We start from the raw sequence: 18,072 nt of genomic DNA, 5'->3' as shown, positions 1-18,072 counted from the left end.
GTCAGGGGGTGTCAGGCCTTTAGCAGGCTGATCAGCAGTATCAGGTTGAGCAGCAACGACAGCAGCGCCAGGCCGCGCCAGACTTTCAGCGGCTCGCGCTCCAGCAACGGACGTGGGCGCAGGGCCTGGGGTTGGTGTTCGCCTTGTTCGAGCAGCAATAGCCATTGCTCGGCGGTTTCGAAGCGTTGCCGAGGGTCGCTGTTCAGCGCCTGCGCCAGGCTGCGCTCCAGCCAGTCCGGCAGGTCCGGGCGCAGCCGTGCGGCGCTGGCCGGTGTGCCGAAACGCGGGTGCTGGAAGGCTTCGATCTCGCCGTAGGGATAGTGGCCGGTGAGCAGGTAAAACAGGGTCACGCCTACCGCATAGAGATCCTGCTGCACGGTGGGGCCGTGTCCCTGAAAAGCTTCCGGGGCTATGAATGAAGGGGTTCCGGGCAGGTCGTGGGCGCCGTCTTCGGAAAGTCCCGGGCAATACGCCAGACCGAAATCCAGCAGGCGCACCTGGCCGTCATTGCCCAGGTGCAGGTTCTCCGGCTTGATGTCGCGGTGAAGAATATTGCGCCGGTGCAGCATGCCCACAGCACGCAGGGTTTGCCGGGCGATGTCCAGCCATTGCGGCAGGGCCAGTAACCCCTGTTGTTCGACGTGCTGCGCCAGGGTCAGGCCGGGGTATTCGCGCATCAGGTAATACAGGTGCTGGCGCTGGCTGCCGGGGTGCACCTCGGGAAAGCTGCGCCCGGCGACCCGGCGCAGAAACCATTCCTCCATCAACAAGCCTTGCTGGGCCGCGACATCCTGGTCGCGGTTGGCGGGCAGGGTCTTGAGCAGCCAGGGTTGCTGCTGGCGGTCGCGAACCCGGTACAGCAGCGACTGGCGGCTTTGGCCGAGCACACATTCCACCTGCCAGCCTTCGAATGTCTGGCCAGGGCGTAAAGCGGGCGGCAGCGGCCATTGCTGCAACTGCGCCAGGGTGTCGCCGAGGCTGTTTGCGCCGAGTTGTTCGACCCGCACCAGCACAGCGCTGGCGTTGTCCTGGCTACCGGCCAGGTGGGCCATGCGCACCAGCGTGTTGCAGGCTTCTTCCAGATCAGCGGCTTCGCGCAGCACTGCGCCGATCTGCTGTTCGTTGAGCGTGCTCCAGACCCCGTCGCTCAGCATCACGAAACTTTCGTGGCAGCGCAGTTCGCCTTCCAGGTAGTCCACCAGCAGGTGCTCATCCAGTCCCAGCGCGCGCTTGAGCACGTGCTGCATGCCTGGCTGGTCCCAGACATGGTCCTGGCTGATGCGCTGCAAGTGGTCGGCGTGCCAGCGGTAGACCCGGCAGTCGCCGACATGGGCGAGGGTGAAACGCTGCCCGCGCAGCACCAGCGCACTCAGGGTGGTCAGCAGCGGCTGGCCGCCACCGTTGGCGCGCAGCCAGCGGTTCTGCGCCAGCAGCAGGCGGTCCAGCGCTTGTGCCACGCCCCAGGTGGGCGGCGTGGCGTAGTAGTCCAGCGCCAGCGATTGCAGGCTGGCCCGGGCCGCCAGCCCGCCGTCGGCGCACTGGCTGACACCGTCGGCGAGGGCGAACAGGTAGCCCTTGCTGGCGGCCAGCTCTGCCGCGGGGGTGACCAGTCGCGTGGCGTCCTGGTTTTCCTCTCGCGGACCGCTGGCGCTGGCCTGGGCGATGCTCAGTTGCAGGGCCATGGCCTCGGCTCAGACCCGCGCCGCGGTGACGGCGGCCGAGCCCCAGGTGGTGCGCCAGCGGCGTTTCACGCCATGCAGGCCGAACCACGCCAGTACGCCGAGGCTGGCGAACAGCCACAGGCCCAACTGATAGTCACCGCTGTACTGCTTGATGGTCCCCAGGCCCGCCGCCAGCAGGAAGCCGCCGATGCCGCCGGCCATGCCGATCAGCCCGGTCATCACGCCGATTTCCTGGCGGAAGCGCTGCGGCACCAGTTGGAACACCGCGCCGTTGCCGGCACCGAGGCCGAGCATGGCGGAGACGAACAACGCCAGCGCCGCCACCGAGCTGGGCAGGTTGAAACCCACCGCCGCGATGCAGACAGCCGCCACGCTGTACATCGCCAGCAGGGTGCGAATGCCGCCGAAACGGTCGGCCAGGGCGCCGCCCAGCGGGCGCATCAGGCTGCCGGCGAAGACGCAGGCAGCGGTGTAGTAGCCGGCCTTGACCGGGTCGAGCCCGTACTGGTCGTTGAAATAGCCGGGCAGGGCGCTGGCCAGGCCGATGAAGCCGCCGAAGGTCACGCTGTAGAAGAACATGAACCACCAGCTGTCGCGGTCGCCGAGGGCCTTGAGGTAATCGGCCACGGCCTTGGGCTTGGGCCGTTGCGGAGCGTTGCGCGCCAGCAGGGCGAACAGCACCAGGGTCAGCAGCAGTGGCAGCACGGCGAAGCCGAACACGTTGTTCCAGCCGAAGCTGGCGGCCAGCACCGGCGCCAGCAGTGCGGCGAACACGGTGCCGGAGTTGCCCGCGCCGGCAATGCCCATGGCCTTGCCCTGGTGCTGTGGCGGATACCACTGCGAAGCCAGCGGCAGCGACACCGCGAAAGAGGCCCCGGCAACCCCGAGGAACACCCCGAGCAGCAGGGCGTCGCCGTAGCTGTGGATGCCCAGCTTCCAGGCGCAGAACAGCGCGACGATGACGATCACCTGGCCGATCAGCCCGGCGGTCTTCGGCGACAGGCGATCCACCAGCACGCCCATGACGAAGCGCAACACTGCACCGGCGAGAATCGGCGTGGCGACCATCAGCCCGCGCTGTTGCGTGGTCAATTGCAGGTCGGCGGCAATCTGCACCGCCAGCGGTCCGAGCAGGTACCAGACCATGAAGCTCAGGTCGAAATACAGGAAGGCGGCAAACAGGGTCGGGACATGCCCGGATTTCCAGAAGCTTGTATTCATGGGACACCTCACGGGGCTGAAACAAAAAAACGCCGCTTCCCGGCTCGCGTTGGGGGCGAGGGGGAGAGCGACGTCTTTGTCGAATGTTTGGGGGCAACCGCCGTTGGCTACCGGGGTGGATCAAAGCAAGAGGTGGGCCAGTTTCTTCTGCTTGGGTTGATCTGCGGACCCCAAGGCCCACAGGTCAACCCAGCAAGTCATTCATCGCAATGATCTGCTCCGCCACCTGAATCAGCTTCTGCTGTTTGCTCATGGCCTGGCGCCGCATCAGGGTGTAGGCCTCTTCCTCGTTGCAGTCCTTCATTTTCATCAGCAGCCCTTTGGCCAGCTCGATGCGTTTGCGCTCGGCCAGTTGCTGGTCGCGGGCGTGAAGCTGGGCCTTGAGCGCCTGGTCGCTTTCGAAGCGGGCCATGGCCACGTCGAGGATCGGCTGCAGGCGGCGGGCGTGGATGCCTTCGACGATGTAGGCGCTGACTCCGGCCTGGATCGCCTGGCGCATCACGCTCGGGTCGTGCTCGTCGGTGAACATCACGATCGGCCGCGGCAGGTCGCGGCTGACCAGCACCACCTGGTCCATGACGTCACGCCCCGGTGACTCGGTATCGATCAGGATCACGTCCGGCCGCACCGTTTCGACGCGTGCCGGCAGGTCAATGGTCAGGCCGGATTCTTCGATGACCTCGAAGCCGGCTTCGACAAGGGCGGCCTTGAGTCGGCCGACTTTCTTTTCGGTGTCATCGATCAACAGGATTCGCAGCATCTGGGCGGCCCTCTCAGCGACCGGCCTGCGCCGCTGGCTGGTCGGCCAGGGCGTGCAGGCGGAATCCGTGGGCATAGCCCCGTGGGTCGGAGCCGTCCCAGACCGTTCCATCGATCAACTGGCTGCTGCGCATCGACGCCGACGGACACTCGACACCCATGCTGGCGGCGGCATCGCGGTACAGGCTCAGTTGCTGCACCTGGCTGGCGACGCCGAGGTAGTCCGGGTCTTCGCGCAGCAGGCCCCAGCGGCGGAACTGGGTCATGAACCACATGGCGTCGGACAGGTACGGGAAGTTGGCCAGGCCATTGTTGTGCAGGCTCAGGCCGTGGGCGTCGTGCCAATTGTTGCCGAGGCCGTCCGCGTAGTCGCCCTGCATGCGCGGTTCGATATCGCTCAGCGGGGTGTCGAGGTAGTTGTCGGCGCTCAGTAATTGCGCGGTGGCGTGGCGGTTTTCCGGGCTTTCTTCGATAAAGCGGCTCGCCGCGAGGATCGACGACACCAGCGCCCGCGCGGTGTTGGGGTACTGCTCGACGAACGCGCGGGTGGTGCCGAGGACTTTTTCCGGGTGATCGGGCCAGATCGACTGGCTGGTCGCCAGGGTGAAGCCCATGCCCTGGTTCACCGCATTGGCCGACCACGGCTCGCCGACGCAGAAACCGTCGATGCGCCCGGCGCGCAGGTGGGTGAGCATTTGCGCCGGCGGGACTACCACGCTGTTGACGTCATGCAATGGATGAATGCCCTGGCTGGCGAGCCAGTAATACAGCCACATGGCGTGCGTGCCGGTGGGAAACGTCTGCGCGAAGGTGAGTTTTGCCTGACTTTGGTGCACGCGGCGTTCGAGTGCCTCGGGATTGCCCACACCTTGCGCTTGCAGGGCGGGCGACAGGTTGATGCTCTGGCCGTTATGGTTCAGGCCCATCAGCACCGCCATCGGTGTGGCGCCGACACCGCCAATGCCCAGGTGCACGGCGTAGGTCAGGCCATACAGGCAGTGCGCGGCATCCAGTTCGCCACTGAGCAGGCCGTCGCGCAGGCCGGCCCAGGAACTTTGGCGTTTGAGGTTCAAGGTCAGGCCGTGGGGCTGGGAGAAGCCCTGGGTCGCGGCGACCACCAGCGAAGCGCAGTCGCTCAGGGCCATGAAGCCGATATTCAGGCTGGTCTTTTCCGGGGCGTCGCTGCCATGCAGCCAGGCCAGGGGGGAGGAGGGAATGTCATTCATCGCGGTGGGATCGCCCGGCAGATAAAGCGGCGGCCGGCGCGGGTTGCGCGGCGGCCCTGTGGGTGGAGTCAAGCAACGCATATGCCAAGGCCCTGTCGCCGCAACCCGGGGCTGGCTATAATCGCCGCCTCTCCACACCTTGAGCCAAGCCCGCCCATGTATAACCTGGCCCGCCAGCTGTTGTTCAAACTGTCCCCGGAAACCTCCCACGACCTGTCGCTGGACCTGATCGGTGCCGGTGGCCGTCTGGGCCTCAACGGGCTGTTGACCAAGGCGCCGGCGCGCTTGCCGGTAAAGGTCCTGGGCCTGGAGTTCGCCAACCCTGTGGGTCTGGCGGCGGGGCTGGACAAGAACGGCGCGGCCATCGACGGCTTCGGTCAACTGGGCTTCGGTTTCGTCGAGATCGGTACCGTGACCCCGCGTCCGCAACCGGGCAACCCGAAACCACGGCTGTTCCGCCTGCCCGAGGCCGAGGCGATCATCAACCGCATGGGCTTCAACAACCTCGGCGTGGACAACCTGCTCAACCGCGTGCGTGCGTCCAATTACCGCGGCGTGCTCGGCATCAATATCGGCAAGAACTTCGACACCCCGGTCGAGCGCGCGGTAGACGACTACCTGATCTGCCTGGACAAGGTCTACAACCATTCCAGCTACGTCACCGTCAATGTCAGCTCGCCCAACACCCCGGGTCTGCGCAGCCTGCAGTTCGGCGATTCGCTCAAGCAGTTGCTGGATGCTTTGGCTGTGCGCCGTGAAGAATTGGCCTTGACCCATGGCAAGCGTGTGCCGCTGGCGATCAAGATCGCCCCGGACATGACTGACGAAGAAACCGCACTGGTGGCGTCGGCCCTGCTGGAGTCGGGCATGGACGCGGTAATCGCGACCAACACCACCCTCAGCCGTGAAGGCGTCGAAGGTCTGCAGCATGCGGACGAGGCGGGCGGCCTGTCGGGCGCGCCGGTGCGGGACAAGAGCACCCACACGGTCCAGGTGCTGGCCGGTGAACTGGCGGGCAAGATGCCGATCATTGCTGCGGGTGGGATTACCGAAGGCCGTCATGCCGCAGAGAAGATCGCGGCGGGTGCGAGCCTGGTGCAGATCTATTCGGGTTTCATCTACAAGGGACCGGCGCTGATTCGCGAGGCCGTGGACGCCATCGCCGCGATGCCGGGGCGCTGAAGCGGGCATAAAAAAGGGCCCCTTCAAGGGGCCCCTGGGCCTCAGCCCGCCGCCCGGATGGGGCGCGCATGGTAACTCGGTTCAGCTCCTCGTTCAGCCAACGGCGTGAAGTTCGTTGAGTCTATGGATACCTGCGGTGCCGGTCATGCCATCCCAGTTGTCACCTCGTCCCTCACGCCAGCCATTGATCCATGCCTGGCGTACGGACGGTAGGGTAAAGGGGCAAAGCTCGCGGGATTTGCCGGTGACCCCGTATTGGTAGCCACGTGAAAATGCTCTTTCCAACGGATCACGCTTAAGTCTTCTCATAGGGTACTGCCCTCATTTGTTGACTGTAATGTCCCGTCGACCTCGTGTGAGGTCGGGCAGATTCTTTCTGCCGGTTTTGCGCTCGCTGCCGGCGTGGCGAGCTTGAAGTGTTGTCCCGTTGCGGTGACAACCTGAGTTGAGTTCTAACCAATGGGGATGGACGTGTGAACGAACAATTTGTCATAAGCACGTAACTTTTCCATGGGTGAGAGGATAAGTAAAAAATTGATTCAAGGCGGGAGTTGGGGCAAAGCCAGCTATCATCAGGGTTTGCCTGACCTGTAGATCAAATTGCCACCGTCGGGAACCATTCTCGTCACCGGTGGGTAAAAACGACGAAGGGTCACTTTTGTAACCTTTTGCCATCGAATTTTTCATTCTGCCCGGCGATCAAAGCCTTTTTGCCTTCCGCAAGAAGGGCTCGCCGGGTGGCCCGGTACGTCAACGCGTGCCACTCGGGTGCTTGCCGAAGGCGCCCGATCAAACTTCGAAGGGCGATGCGCTCGCTCCTTCACTATGCCCAAGGCTGGATGACTCATGTCGGACCGTTTCGAACTTTACCTTACCTGTCCCAAAGGCCTTGAAGGCCTGCTCGCCGATGAAGCACGCGGCCTGGGCCTTGAAGATGTGCGCGAGCACACCTCGGCGCTGCGCGGCTCGGCCGACATGGAAACCGCCTACCGCCTGTGCGTCTGGTCGCGTCTGGCCAACCGCGTCCTGCTGGTGCTCAAGCGCTTCAACATGAAGAACGCCGACGACCTGTACGACGGTGTCAACGAAGTGGACTGGCAAGAGCACCTGGACGCCGCCGGCACCCTGGCCGTGGAGTTCAGCGGTCATGGCTCGGGCATTGACAACACCCACTTCGGCGCCTTGAAGGTCAAGGACGCCATCGTCGACAAACTGCGCAACGCCCAGGGCGAGCGGCCGTCGATCGACAAGCTCAACCCCGATCTGCGCGTCCACCTGCGCCTTGAGCGCGGTGAAGCGATCCTCTCCCTCGACCTGTCCGGCCACAGCCTGCACCAGCGCGGTTACCGCCTGCAGCAGGGTGCCGCGCCGCTCAAGGAAAACCTCGCCGCCGCGGTACTGATCCGCGCCGGCTGGCCGCGGATCGCTGCCGAAGGCGGCGCGCTGGCTGACCCGATGTGCGGTGTCGGTACGTTCCTGGTGGAAGCGGCGATGATCGCCGCGGATATCGCCCCCAACCTCAAGCGCGAGCGCTGGGGCTTCACCTCCTGGCTCGGTCACGTCCCGGCGCTGTGGCGCAAGGTGCATGACGAAGCCAAGGCCCGCGCCGAAGCCGGTCTGGCCCGTCCACCGCTGTGGATTCGCGGCTACGAAGCCGACCCGCGCCTGATCCAGCCGGGCCGCAACAACGTCGAGCGCGCCGGCCTGAGCGACTGGGTGAAGATCTACCAGGGCGAAGTCGGCACCTTCGAGCCGCGCCCGGACCAGAACCAGAAAGGCCTGGTGATCAGCAACCCGCCTTACGGCGAACGCCTGGGCGACGAAGCCAGCCTGCTCTACCTCTACCAGAACCTCGGCGAGCGTCTGCGCCAGGCATGCCTGGGCTGGGAAGCGGCGGTGTTCACCGGCGCGCCGGACCTGGGCAAGCGCATGGGCATCCGCAGCCACAAGCAATACGCCTTCTGGAACGGCGCCTTGCCGTGCAAGCTGCTGCTGATCAAGGTCGAGCCCGACCAGTTCGTGACCGGCGAGCGCCGTTCGGCCGAGCGCAACCAGGATGAAGAGCGTCCGGCGGTGGCTCCGGCGAATGAGACCGCACGCCTGAGCGAAGGCGGGCAGATGTTCGCCAACCGCCTGCAGAAGAATCTCAAGCAACTGGGCAAGTGGGCGCGTCGCGAACACATCACCTGCTACCGCGTCTACGACGCCGACATGCCCGAGTACTCGCTGGCGGTCGACCTGTACCAGGGCTGGGTCCACGTGCAGGAATACGCCGCGCCGCGTTCGGTCGATCCGGAAAAGGCCCAGGCCCGTCTGTTCGACGCGCTGGCGGCAATCCCGCAGACCCTCGGCGTTGATCAGAGCAAGGTGATCCTCAAGCGCCGCGAGCGTCAGAGCGGCACCCGCCAGTACGAACGGCAGAACACCCAGGGCCAGTTCACCGAGGTCAGTGAAGGCGGCGTCAAACTGCTGGTGAACCTCACCGACTACCTGGACACCGGTCTGTTCCTCGACCACCGTCCGATGCGCATGCGTATCCAGCGCGAAGCTGCGGGCAAGCGCTTCCTCAACCTGTTCTGCTACACCGCCACTGCCAGCGTGCACGCGGCCAAGGGCGGCGCGCGCAGCACCACCAGCGTCGACCTGTCGAAAACCTACCTGGACTGGGCACGGCGCAACCTGTCGCTCAATGGCTACTCGGACAAGAACCGCCTGGAGCAGGGCGATGTCATGGCCTGGCTGCAAGCCAACCGTGAGCAATACGACCTGATCTTCATCGACCCGCCGACCTTCTCCAACTCCAAGCGCATGGAAGGGGTGTTCGACGTGCAGCGTGACCACGTCGAACTGCTCGACCTGGCGGTAGCCCGCCTGGCGCCGGGCGGCGTGCTGTACTTCTCGAACAACTTCCGCAAGTTCCAGCTCGATGAGCACCTGCAGGAGCGCTACGCGATCGAGGAAATCAGCGCCCAGACCATCGATCCAGACTTCGCCCGCAACACCAAGATCCACCGCGCCTGGCGCATCCAGGCACGGTGAAGTAAATGACGCATTCGGGACTCTCAAAATCGTGGCTACTGGCTATTATTGAAGAGAGCCCTGAGTGCCGTCGTGGGCCGATGTTGTGAGTCATGACCATGTCGATCCCAACCCTGCGCCCGAAGATGCTCGGCTTCATCAGCGAAGAGGTGTCCGCGTGGCTGGTCGCCGTGGTGGCGCTGGTGGTCGGCGGCCTGTTGACCGCCATGCTCGCGCTGGCCGCCTGGCAGCTCTACCAGCAGCAACTGGCGCAACGCTTCGAACTCCTCGCCAATGAACGCTTCAGCCGCATCGAAGAGCGCCTGCAAGACCAGACGCAGCGCCTCGACAGCCTGCGGCGTTTCTTCGTCTACGCCCAGGAAATCACCCGCGACGAATTCGACGGTTACGTGAGGCCTTTGCTGCACCGCTCCCAGGCCTATTCCTGGGCACCGCGGGTCAGCCAGGCGCAGCGCGCCGATTTCGAGCGGCAGACCCGGGAACTGCTCGGCCGCGATTTCAGCATCCGCGAACTCGGTGAGGGCGGCGTGCTGCAACCCTCTCAGGTGCGTCCGGTGTATTACCCGGTGCTGTTCAGTCAGACCCTCAGCCAACTGCCGCCGCCCTTGGGTTTCGACCTGCTGTCGCAGTCGGTGCGTCGCGACGCCTTGATCCGCGCCTCGACGCCCGGATCGATCGCGGTGTCGGCGCCGTACGACCTGATTGGCGTCGATCCGGCCTACGCCCGCGGCATGCTCATGGTGGCGCCGGTGTTCGCACCGCAACAGCCCGACCCCGCGCCAAAGGGTTATGTAATGGCGGTGCTGAGCATGCGCCAGTTGATGGCCGACGGCTTGCCCAGCGCCGAGGACGACAATCTGGTGGTGCGGATCCTCGACCTTTCCGCCGAGGGTGAGCCCGAGGCGCTGTTCCAGTCGGGCAATACCGTGGGCGACTCGCCGCTGGCGATGCGTCAGGTGCTCCACCTTGGCGACCGTTCCTACCAACTCAACATGTTCCCCAGCAAGGTGTTCCTCGACGGCGATCGCTCGTCGGCCACGGCGGTGGCGTTTCTCGGCGGTTTGTTGAGCCTGTTGCTCAGCGCCCTGTTGTTCAGCCTGTTCAGTCAGCGCCAGCGCGCCCTGACCCTGGTGGAGCAGCGCACCGCAGAACTGCGTATCAGCGAAGAGAGCCTGCGCAATACCCACAACCAGTTGCGCAGCGTGCTGGAGGCCGCGACCCAGGTGGCGATCATCGCCACTGACCTGCATGGACAGATCAGCACCTTCAATGCCGGCGCCGAGCGCATGCTTGGCTACAGCAGCGAAGAGGCGGTGGGCAAACTGACCCTGGAACACTTGCTGTTGCCGCAGGAGGTGCAGGAGCGCGCGCGGTTGATGAGCCTGCGCTTCGGACGCGAGATCAGCAGCAGCCAGGCGATGCTGGTGGACAGTGTCCCGGACATCGACGAAGAACCCGGCGAGTGGACGTTGCGACGCAAGGACGGCACGCACTTGTCGGCGAACATGCTGGTGACCGCAGTGCTGGACGAATACGGGTTGTGGGTTGGCCATCTTGCGATCTGCATCGATATCACCGAGCGCAAGCGCGTGCACGAAGCCCTCGAGGCCCGGGACAAGTTGCTGGAAAACCTCACCGCGCAGGTTCCCGGCGGGATCTACCAGTTCCGTCTCGATCCTGATGGCAGCTCCTGCTTCAGTTACGCCAGCGAAGGCTTGCGCGATATCTATGAAGTCGACCTGATGCTGCTGCGTCAGGACGCCACTGCGGTGTTCGAGCGCGTCCACCCGGATGACCTGGGCAGGGTCCGTGATTCCATTCGCGAATCCGCCGAGCAACTGACGCCTTGGCGCGAGGAGTACCGGGTGCAGTTGCCCAAGGCCGGACTGCGCTGGGTTCGCGGTGAGGCGACGCCGGAGTCGCTGCCGGATGGTGGCACCTTGTGGCACGGCTACCTCACGGATATCTCCGACCTGAAGCGGGTCGAGGAAGAGCTGCGCGCGTTGTCGGTCACCGACTCGCTGACCGGCATCCACAACCGCCGCTACTTCCAGGAACGCCTGAAGACCGAGCTGGAGCGGGCCCAGCGCGGTGGCCAGGACCTGGCGGTGATCATGCTGGATATCGACCACTTCAAGCACATCAACGACCAGTACGGCCATGCCATCGGCGATCACGTGCTGCAAAACCTGTGTCAGCGCATCAGCCACCGTTTGCGGCGTACTGACGTGTTCTGTCGGCTGGGAGGGGAGGAGTTCATGGTGCTCTGCCCGGGCAGTAATGCCGCCCAGGCGCACTCACTGGCGCTGGAGTTGTGGCAGGGGCTGCGCAGCGTGCCGGTGGACGGCGTCGGCCGGGTCACCGCCAGCTTCGGTGTGGCGGGCTGGCGCCCCGGTGAGGGCGCCGATGCCTTGTTGCTGCGTGCCGATTCCGGGGTCTACCTGGCCAAGCAGGGCGGCCGCGACAGGGTCGAAGCCGAACAGTTCTGACCCCGGCGTATTTACTCGGTGCCGGCCACTTTCGGCTGCTTGTAAAGGTCCAGCAGGATCTGGTCGAGCACCGCTGAAGCGCCCCACGGACGTGGATCGTTGAGGATCGCCGTGACTGCCCAGGTGGTGCCGTTGCTGTCGCGGCTGAAGCCGGAGATGGCACGCACGGTGTTCAGGGTGCCGGTCTTGATGTGTGCTTCGCCAGCCATGGCGGTGCGCTTGAGGCGCTTGCGCATGGTGCCGTCCATGCCGGTCAGCGGCAACGAGCTGATGAACTCGGCGGCGTACGGACTTTTCCAGGCGGCTTGCAGCAGCGTGGCCATTTCCCGCGCGCTGACCCGTTCGGCACGGGACAGGCCGGAGCCGTTCTCCATTACCAGGTGCGAAGCGGTGATGCCTTTCTTCGCCAGCCACTGGCGCACGACTCGCTGCGCGGCGCGGGCGTCGTCGCCGTCGGCATCGGTACGGAAGCGCGCGCCAAGGCTCAGGAACAACTGCTGGGCCATGGTGTTGTTGCTGTACTTGTTGATGTCGCGAATGATCTCCACCAGATCAGGGGAGAAAGCGCGGGCCAGCAGGCGTGCGCTTTTCGGCACGTCCTCGACGCGGTCGCGGCCCTGGATGGTGCCGCCCAGTTCGTTCCAGATCGCCCGTACGGCGCCGGCGGCGTAGGTCGGGTGATCGAGCAGCGAGAGGTAGGTCTGCGAGTTGCAGCCTTCGCCCAGCTGGCCGGTGACCGTTACCGTCACGCCGTCGGCCTGGACCACCGGGTTGTAGCGGACTTCGCCGGTGCACTGCTTGCTCGGCAGGGCCTTGACCTGGTTGTCGATGCGGATGCTGGCAATCGGCGGCTCGACCGAGACCAGTACTCGGCCACCGTCATTGCGGGCGACGAAGCGCAAAGCCTTGAGGTTGACCAGCAGCGAGTCGGGCTTGACCAGGAACGGCTTGTTCTCATCGCCGCCATCGTCGTTGAACTGCGGCAGTTGCGGCTGGATGAAGTGGCTGCGGTCCAGCACCAGGTCGCCGGTGATGGTCTGCACGCCATTGGCGCGCAGGTCACGCATCAGCAGCCAGAGCTTTTCCATGTTCAGCTTGGGGTCGCCACCGCCCTTGAGGTACAGGTTGCCGTTGAGCACACCGTTGCTCAGCGGGCCGTCGCTGTAGAACTCGGTTTTCCACTGGTAGGTGGGGCCGAGCATTTCCAGGGCGGCGTAGGTGGTCACCAGCTTCATGGTGGAGGCCGGGTTGACCGAGACGTCGGCGTTGAAAATGGTCGGGGTGCCCGGGCCGTTGAGCGGCAGCATCACCAGCGAGAGGGCTGAATCCTGGAGTTTGTTGCTCTTGAGGGCTTGCTGGACCTTGGGCGGCAGCGTGTTACTGACGGGGACGGCATGGGCCGGCAGCGCGAGTGGCAGGAGCAGACCGGCGAACAACAGCGAGCGAAGGGATGGGGTCATAAGCACTGAAACCCTGCGGGCGAGGGGTGAAAAAAACGGGGCTGAACAGGATGATGGCCCCGGCATGAAAAAATGATAGCGCGCATTATGCCCCAAGCCTGCGCCCGCGTGCGCCGCGAATGCGCGTCCGTGTGGCGGATTGTCGGGTTTTATCGGGCAGTGCACGGGCGAAGCTGTTAAAGTGCCGCGCGTTAATACTCAAGAGGATTGTTTCATGGCTACCAACCGTTCCCGCCGTCTGCGCAAAAAACTCTGTGTGGATGAATTCCAGGAGCTGGGTTTCGAACTGAACCTGGAATTCAAGGAAGACCTGAGCGATGAAGCCATCGACGCCTTCCTCGACGCCTTCCTGACAGAGGCTATGGATGCCAACGGTCTGGACTATGTCGGCGGTGATGACTTCGGTCTGGTCTGCTCGGCCAAGCGTGGCTCGGCTACCGAAGAGCAGCGCGCTACCGTTGAAGCCTGGCTGAAAGGCCGTGGCGAGCTGACCAAGATCGAAATCAGCCCGCTGCTGGACGCCTGGTACCCGGAAAAACCGGTCCACCCGGTCGCCTGACAAGCAAATGCGGCAGCCCTGGTGGCTGCCGCGTTCGTTTCAGTCTTTTCCTTCCTGATCGACGTCCGTCGATTCTGGCAGGCTCGCCAGAGTTTGCCGCAGGGTCTCGTCGACCCGTCTCATCTGATACAGCACTTGCCGCTTGCGGCGCCTCAGCACCGGCTCCGGTGCGAACCGCTCACAGACTTCCTCAAGCTTTTCACAGGCCAGCATCAGCGCTTCGGCCTGGACGATGCGTGCCACCCCGAGAATCTGGTGGGCGATATTCTGCAACGGTAGCGGGTCGCCATGGGTGTCGATTTCCTGCAGCCGTTGCTGGTCTTCCGGGCTGCTGCGCAGCAGCGTTTCCAAGAGACGGCGCAGTTCTGCGGGACAGTCGCCGATGATCGGTTCGAGGCCCTTGAGATCAAACAACGCGGGAGGGCTGGTGGCTGCTGGCTGCGTTGACACGCTGGCGAGGCGCTGGCCAAGGGTGTGCAAGCCGATGGGTTTGAGCAGGCAGTCGCTCATCCCGGCCTGTTCGCAGCGCTCGCGGACTTCCGGCTGGGCGTTGGCGGTGTAGCCGAGAATCGTCGAGGGCGTCCTGCCTTGTTGCTGTTCCTGCGAACGTACCGCGCGGGTGAACTGGTAGCCGTCCATATGTGGCATGTTGCAGTCGACGATGAATACGTCGTAGTGAGCCGACTCGCACATTGCCAGGCCCTGAGCGCCGTTGTCGACGCAGGTGTATTGCACGCCTAGGAATTCCAGTTGCTGTGCCACCAGCAGCAGGTTGGCCGGGTGGTCGTCGATCACCAGCACGTTGAGACCGGCAGCGGGCATCGGCGGCGCCAGCTCCTGGGGCTTGGGCTCGCGGCACTCCGGCAGGCTGCGCAGCGGCAGGCTGACGCGGATTTCCGTGCCTTCGCCGGGCTTGCTGAACAGGCTCAGCTTGCCGCCCATCATCTCGCACAGGCTGCGGCTGATGACCAGGCCCAGGCCGCTGCCGCTCCGTGCTTGCGAGCTGTCGGGTTCTATCTGGGCGAACGGCTGGAACAGCCGCTGCTGGTCGTCCAGGGCGATGCCGACACCGGTGTCGCAGACCGACAGTTCCAGTTGCAGGTCGTCGCGGTTGGCGTCGCCCGTGGTGGGCAGGTTGGAGATGGCCAAGTCGATCTTGACCTGGCCCCAGGTGGTGAACTTGATGGCGTTGCTGACCAGGTTCGAGAGGATCTGCCTGAAGCGCATGGGGTCGAGCAGTACGTCGCGGTGCGCGGTGCGGGAGATGGCGAGGGTCAGTTCCAGGCCTTTCTGCCGCGCCATCCCTTCGAAGACCTGGGTGGTGGACTGCACCAGCTCCGCCGGGTCGACCCGTTCGGGGCTGAGGTTCAGGTGCCCGGATTCGATGCGGGCGATGTCGAGGATATCGCCGATCAGCGACAGCAGGTCCCGCGCCGAATGGTAGGCGACTTCGATGGCCGGGCGATCCATGGGCTGCCCGTCGGGGCGCTTGAGCGCCAGTTCGAGCATGCCGATCAGGGCATTCATCGGCGTGCGGATTTCGTGGCTCATGGTTGCGAGGAAGGTACTTTTGGCGCGGCTGGCGGCATCGGCCTGCTCCTTGGCCAGGCGCAGGTCGTGGACCAGTTGGCGGCGCTCGCTGATGTCCAGCCAGCCGCCGATGATGCCTTTGACTTCGCCGAGGGAGTCGCGGTACGGCAGGATCCAGTGATAGATCGTCAGCTCGACGTTCTTCATCATCAGCGGTCGGTCGAGGATCAGCGAGCGGCCTTCGTTCATGACCCGCAGGTAGTCGGCCTGGATTTTCCGCGCATCGTCCGAGCCACCCAGAGGGGCGTCGTCGATGGATTTGCCGAGGACATCCTCGGGGCCGGCGCCGAGGGCCTGCAGGTAGCTTTCGTTGCAGGTCTGCAGCAGGCCGTCGCGGTCGCGGACATAGATCGGGTGGGGCGTGCCGTTGACCATCGCGCGCATGAATTCGAGCTGGTCGTTGAGTGCGCGTTCAGCGGCCTCGCGCTGTTTGATCTGGCGGCGCATCCAGGCATTCCAGGCCAGTGACAGCAGCAGCAGGACCAAGGTGCCGAGGATCACTTTGAGGATGGTCTGCTGGTAGCTCTGCCAGTAGGAATAGGTGTTGCCGCTGTAGGCGCGCCAGCGACTGTTGATGATGCCCATTTCCTCGGGGACGATGCTGGTCAGCGCTTTGTCGAGGATCGAGGCGAGTTCGTGGGCGTTGCGCGAGGTCGCCAGGGAGAAGGTGGCCGAGGCATCGCTGACGGTGGAGCGGATCACCAGGTCGCGCTGGGTGGTCAGGTTGAAATTGGCGTTGATCAGGGCCATGACCATGCCGTCGACCTGACGGTGCGCCAGCAATGAGGCGGCCGCGGCGATGTCTTCGGTGGCCACCAGCTGGATGTCGGGGTACAGCTTGCGAATGTTTTCGTTGAGGATATTGCCGCGGGTGACCGCCAGGCGCCGGCCTTGCAGTTGTTCGAGGGACTGGGGCGCGTCCTTGCCTTCGCGGGTGACCAGCACGTAGGAGTTTTCCAGGTAGGGTCGGCTGATGGTCAAGGTGGCTGCGCGCTCGGGGCTATAGGAGATCGCCGCGATCATGTCGGCATGGCCATGGTTCAACTGATCGATCATGTCGCTGATGCCGCTGCTGCGGCGGATTTCGAATTGCAGGCCGGTGCGCAGGCGAATCAGTTCGAGCAGGTCGGCGGCGATGCCCCGCAGGTTGCCGGACTTGTCGAAGAAGGTCAGCGGTGCGGCATGCTCGTCGACGGTCACCCTTACGACCGGGTTCTTCGCCAGCCAGAGTTCTTCGCTGGGCGACAATTGCAGCTTGCGGTCGGTCAGCAGGATGCTGCTGCCGGCACTCCAGCGCCGGAAGATGCTGGCGCGGGTGCTGCTGGTGACGGCTTCCAGGGTCTTGTTGACCAGCGTCAGCAGCACGGCGTTGCTCTGGTGGACGGCAAAGCCGAAACCCATGGCCTCATGCTTGGCGAAGTTGGCCATCTTGAGGTTTTGCAGGTGGCTTTGATTGAGCAGGTAGTGAGTCGACACGGTGTCGCCGAGGAAGACGTCGGCCTGGTCGAAGGCCACGGCATTCAGGGCGTGGTGGTAGGAGCTGTAGGTGCTGATGCTGGCGTGGGGGTAGGTGGCGCGGACTTCGGCGAGCGGCAGGTAGTGCGCGATCATGCTCAGGCGCAGGCCACTCAGGCCGGTATCCAGCGGCCGGGTCTCGTTTTCCCGGGTTACCAGTACCGGTTGGTCTTCGGCGTAGGGCTGGGACAGGGCCACGCCGGCAGTGGCGACGTCATAGCTGTTGGCGCTGCCCAGCAGGTCGATGTCGCCGTCCACCAGGGCTTGCAAGGCCAGGTCGCGACTGGCGTAGCGCTTGATCCTGATCGGTAGCCCGAGGGTCAGGCCCAGCAGCCCGGCGTAGTCGGCGGTGAGGCCTTCGTAGTCACGGCCGCTGGCGGTCATGTCGAACGGCGGGTAGTCCGGGGCCGAGGTGCCCAGCACCAGTTCACGGCGGGTCTGGATCCAGGCTTGCTGGGCCGGCGTCAGGGAGATGCCCAGCGGCATCTGGGTGCTTCGGCTGAGCAGCTTGTAGTGGGTCTCGCCGATGTCGTCTGCCAGCGCGGGGCTCAGGTAGGCCATGACCAGCAGCAGGCCGAGCAGCATGGACTTGAGCATGGTCGGGTCACACCAGTTCGTTGCGTTTGGCCATCTCGATCAGCTCTACCAATGAACGCGCCTTGAGTTTCTGCATCAGGCGTTTCTTGTAAGTACTGACAGTCTTGTTGCTGAGGAACATGCCTTCGGCAATTTCCTTGTTGCTTTTGCCTTGGGCGAACAGTTGCAGCACCATGAGTTCGCGATCATTGACCGACTTGAACAGTTCTATTTCTTCCTCGATTTCAACCTGTTGGCGCAACGGATAGACCGCCTGGCTGGGGAAGTAGTTATATCCGGAAAGAACCGCTTTGACGGCACTTAGCAGTTCACTCAGGTCTTCCTGTTTGCAGACGTAACCGCAAGCGCCGGACAACATGCAGCGAATGGCGAAGAGCGCCGGGGACTGTGCTGTCAGCACCAGTATTTTCAGGGGCAGCGACATGCTGTTGAAGCGCGAAAGGACTTCCAGGCCGTCGAGCCGTGGGATGCCGATATCGAGAATGACCAGGTCCGGCGGGCTTTCGCGGACCATCTGCATGGCGTCTACACCGTTATCGGATTCCCCGGCGATCCGATAACCCTCGTTCTCCAGCAGCAAGCGCAAGGCCAAGCGTATGACAGGATGGTCATCGACAATAAAAACAGAGTGCATGCTCATCTTCCAAAAGGGACTCATGTAGAGCCGGCACCATAGCCCAGATATGCAGCGTGCACTTAGATAGAGTGGGGTTGAGCTTTAATATAGGAATTTTCCTACTTTGTATTTTGCTA

The 18,072-nt window shown here is 64.1% G+C and carries 12 protein-coding genes; 4 read left to right on the top strand and 8 right to left on the bottom strand.

The features are described 5' to 3' along the window. Window positions 1-11: 11 nt before the first annotated feature. The 4 genes from NTD82_RS27085 to NTD82_RS27070 form a co-directional block, all read right to left on the bottom strand. Complete coding sequence (locus tag NTD82_RS27085) at window positions 12-1,682, bottom strand: bifunctional protein-serine/threonine kinase/phosphatase (RefSeq protein WP_262130937.1); 1,671 nt, start codon at window positions 1,680-1,682, stop codon at window positions 12-14. Between the two features lie 9 nt (window positions 1,683-1,691). Continuing rightward, the gene (locus tag NTD82_RS27080; RefSeq protein ID WP_095155706.1) at window positions 1,692-2,903 is read right to left on the bottom strand and encodes a nitrate/nitrite transporter; all 1,212 of its coding nucleotides are present in this window, start codon (window positions 2,901-2,903) and stop codon (window positions 1,692-1,694) included. 184 nt (window positions 2,904-3,087) lie between these two features. Further along, a complete protein-coding gene (locus NTD82_RS27075) occupies window positions 3,088-3,663 on the bottom strand; it encodes an ANTAR domain-containing response regulator (RefSeq protein ID WP_095155707.1) in 576 nt (191 codons plus the stop codon). A 13-nt stretch (window positions 3,664-3,676) separates the two neighbouring features. After that, window positions 3,677-4,888 (bottom strand): CmpA/NrtA family ABC transporter substrate-binding protein, encoded by a 1,212-nt coding sequence (locus tag NTD82_RS27070; protein ID WP_262130936.1) that lies wholly within the window; start codon window positions 4,886-4,888, stop codon window positions 3,677-3,679. Window positions 4,889-5,044: 156 nt separating this feature from the next. On the opposite strand from NTD82_RS27070, the gene NTD82_RS27065 reads away from it, so the two are divergent. Further along, window positions 5,045-6,070 carry a quinone-dependent dihydroorotate dehydrogenase gene (locus NTD82_RS27065; RefSeq protein WP_095155709.1) on the top strand — a complete coding sequence of 342 codons (1,026 nt, stop codon included), beginning with the start codon at window positions 5,045-5,047 and terminating at the stop codon, window positions 6,068-6,070. Between the two features lie 93 nt (window positions 6,071-6,163). Here the strand turns inward: NTD82_RS27065 and rmf are convergent, their stop codons facing one another. Then, window positions 6,164-6,379 carry a ribosome modulation factor gene (gene rmf / locus NTD82_RS27060; protein ID WP_010223328.1) on the bottom strand — a complete coding sequence of 72 codons (216 nt, stop codon included), beginning with the start codon at window positions 6,377-6,379 and terminating at the stop codon, window positions 6,164-6,166. Window positions 6,380-6,916: 537 nt separating this feature from the next. Here rmf and rlmKL point away from each other — a divergent pair. Both rlmKL and NTD82_RS27050 read left to right on the top strand, forming a co-directional pair. Continuing rightward, complete coding sequence (rlmKL, locus tag NTD82_RS27055; RefSeq protein WP_262130935.1) at window positions 6,917-9,109, top strand: bifunctional 23S rRNA (guanine(2069)-N(7))-methyltransferase RlmK/23S rRNA (guanine(2445)-N(2))-methyltransferase RlmL; 2,193 nt, start codon at window positions 6,917-6,919, stop codon at window positions 9,107-9,109. Between the two features lie 98 nt (window positions 9,110-9,207). Continuing rightward, a complete protein-coding gene (locus NTD82_RS27050; protein ID WP_262130934.1) occupies window positions 9,208-11,598 on the top strand; it encodes a diguanylate cyclase in 2,391 nt (796 codons plus the stop codon). An 11-nt stretch (window positions 11,599-11,609) separates the two neighbouring features. On the opposite strand, the gene dacB is transcribed toward NTD82_RS27050, so the two are convergent. Then, window positions 11,610-13,058 (bottom strand): D-alanyl-D-alanine carboxypeptidase/D-alanyl-D-alanine-endopeptidase, encoded by a 1,449-nt coding sequence (gene dacB / locus NTD82_RS27045; RefSeq protein ID WP_095155711.1) that lies wholly within the window; start codon window positions 13,056-13,058, stop codon window positions 11,610-11,612. Window positions 13,059-13,272: 214 nt separating this feature from the next. Here dacB and NTD82_RS27040 point away from each other — a divergent pair, with 214 nt between their 5' ends. Continuing rightward, window positions 13,273-13,617 carry a YggL family protein gene (locus NTD82_RS27040; RefSeq protein ID WP_095155712.1) on the top strand — a complete coding sequence of 115 codons (345 nt, stop codon included), beginning with the start codon at window positions 13,273-13,275 and terminating at the stop codon, window positions 13,615-13,617. A gap of 39 nt (window positions 13,618-13,656) precedes the next feature. Here the strand turns inward: NTD82_RS27040 and NTD82_RS27035 are convergent, their stop codons facing one another. After that, window positions 13,657-17,319, bottom strand: a complete 3,663-nt coding sequence (locus NTD82_RS27035) for a transporter substrate-binding domain-containing protein (RefSeq protein ID WP_262130933.1) — start codon at window positions 17,317-17,319, stop codon at window positions 13,657-13,659. A 7-nt stretch (window positions 17,320-17,326) separates the two neighbouring features. Then, complete coding sequence (locus NTD82_RS27030; RefSeq protein ID WP_095158039.1) at window positions 17,327-17,953, bottom strand: response regulator transcription factor; 627 nt, start codon at window positions 17,951-17,953, stop codon at window positions 17,327-17,329. Between the last annotated feature and the right edge of the window lie 119 nt (window positions 17,954-18,072).

It is taken from the genome of Pseudomonas sp. 5P_5.1_Bac1, assembly GCF_025466015.1.
Classification (GTDB): domain Bacteria; phylum Pseudomonadota; class Gammaproteobacteria; order Pseudomonadales; family Pseudomonadaceae; genus Aquipseudomonas.
The sequence above is the reverse complement of the archived record's forward strand: the minus strand, read 5'-3'. Positions and strand labels throughout refer to the sequence as shown.

What these genes read in the sequence shown, in the direction of transcription:
- NTD82_RS27085 (WP_262130937.1), bottom strand. Translation starts at nt 1,682, where the DNA reads ATGGCCCTGCAACTGAGCATCGCCCAGGCCAGCGCCAGCGGTCCGCGA.
- NTD82_RS27080 (WP_095155706.1), bottom strand. Translation starts at nt 2,903, where the DNA reads ATGAATACAAGCTTCTGGAAATCCGGGCATGTCCCGACCCTGTTTGCC.
- NTD82_RS27075 (WP_095155707.1), bottom strand. Translation starts at nt 3,663, where the DNA reads ATGCTGCGAATCCTGTTGATCGATGACACCGAAAAGAAAGTCGGCCGA.
- NTD82_RS27070 (WP_262130936.1), bottom strand. Translation starts at nt 4,888, where the DNA reads ATGAATGACATTCCCTCCTCCCCCCTGGCCTGGCTGCATGGCAGCGAC.
- NTD82_RS27065 (WP_095155709.1), top strand. Translation starts at nt 5,045, where the DNA reads ATGTATAACCTGGCCCGCCAGCTGTTGTTCAAACTGTCCCCGGAAACC.
- rmf (WP_010223328.1), bottom strand. Translation starts at nt 6,379, where the DNA reads ATGAGAAGACTTAAGCGTGATCCGTTGGAAAGAGCATTTTCACGTGGC.
- rlmKL (WP_262130935.1), top strand. Translation starts at nt 6,917, where the DNA reads ATGTCGGACCGTTTCGAACTTTACCTTACCTGTCCCAAAGGCCTTGAA.
- NTD82_RS27050 (WP_262130934.1), top strand. Translation starts at nt 9,208, where the DNA reads ATGTCGATCCCAACCCTGCGCCCGAAGATGCTCGGCTTCATCAGCGAA.
- dacB (WP_095155711.1), bottom strand. Translation starts at nt 13,058, where the DNA reads ATGACCCCATCCCTTCGCTCGCTGTTGTTCGCCGGTCTGCTCCTGCCA.
- NTD82_RS27040 (WP_095155712.1), top strand. Translation starts at nt 13,273, where the DNA reads ATGGCTACCAACCGTTCCCGCCGTCTGCGCAAAAAACTCTGTGTGGAT.
- NTD82_RS27035 (WP_262130933.1), bottom strand. Translation starts at nt 17,319, where the DNA reads ATGCTCAAGTCCATGCTGCTCGGCCTGCTGCTGGTCATGGCCTACCTG.
- NTD82_RS27030 (WP_095158039.1), bottom strand. Translation starts at nt 17,953, where the DNA reads ATGCACTCTGTTTTTATTGTCGATGACCATCCTGTCATACGCTTGGCC.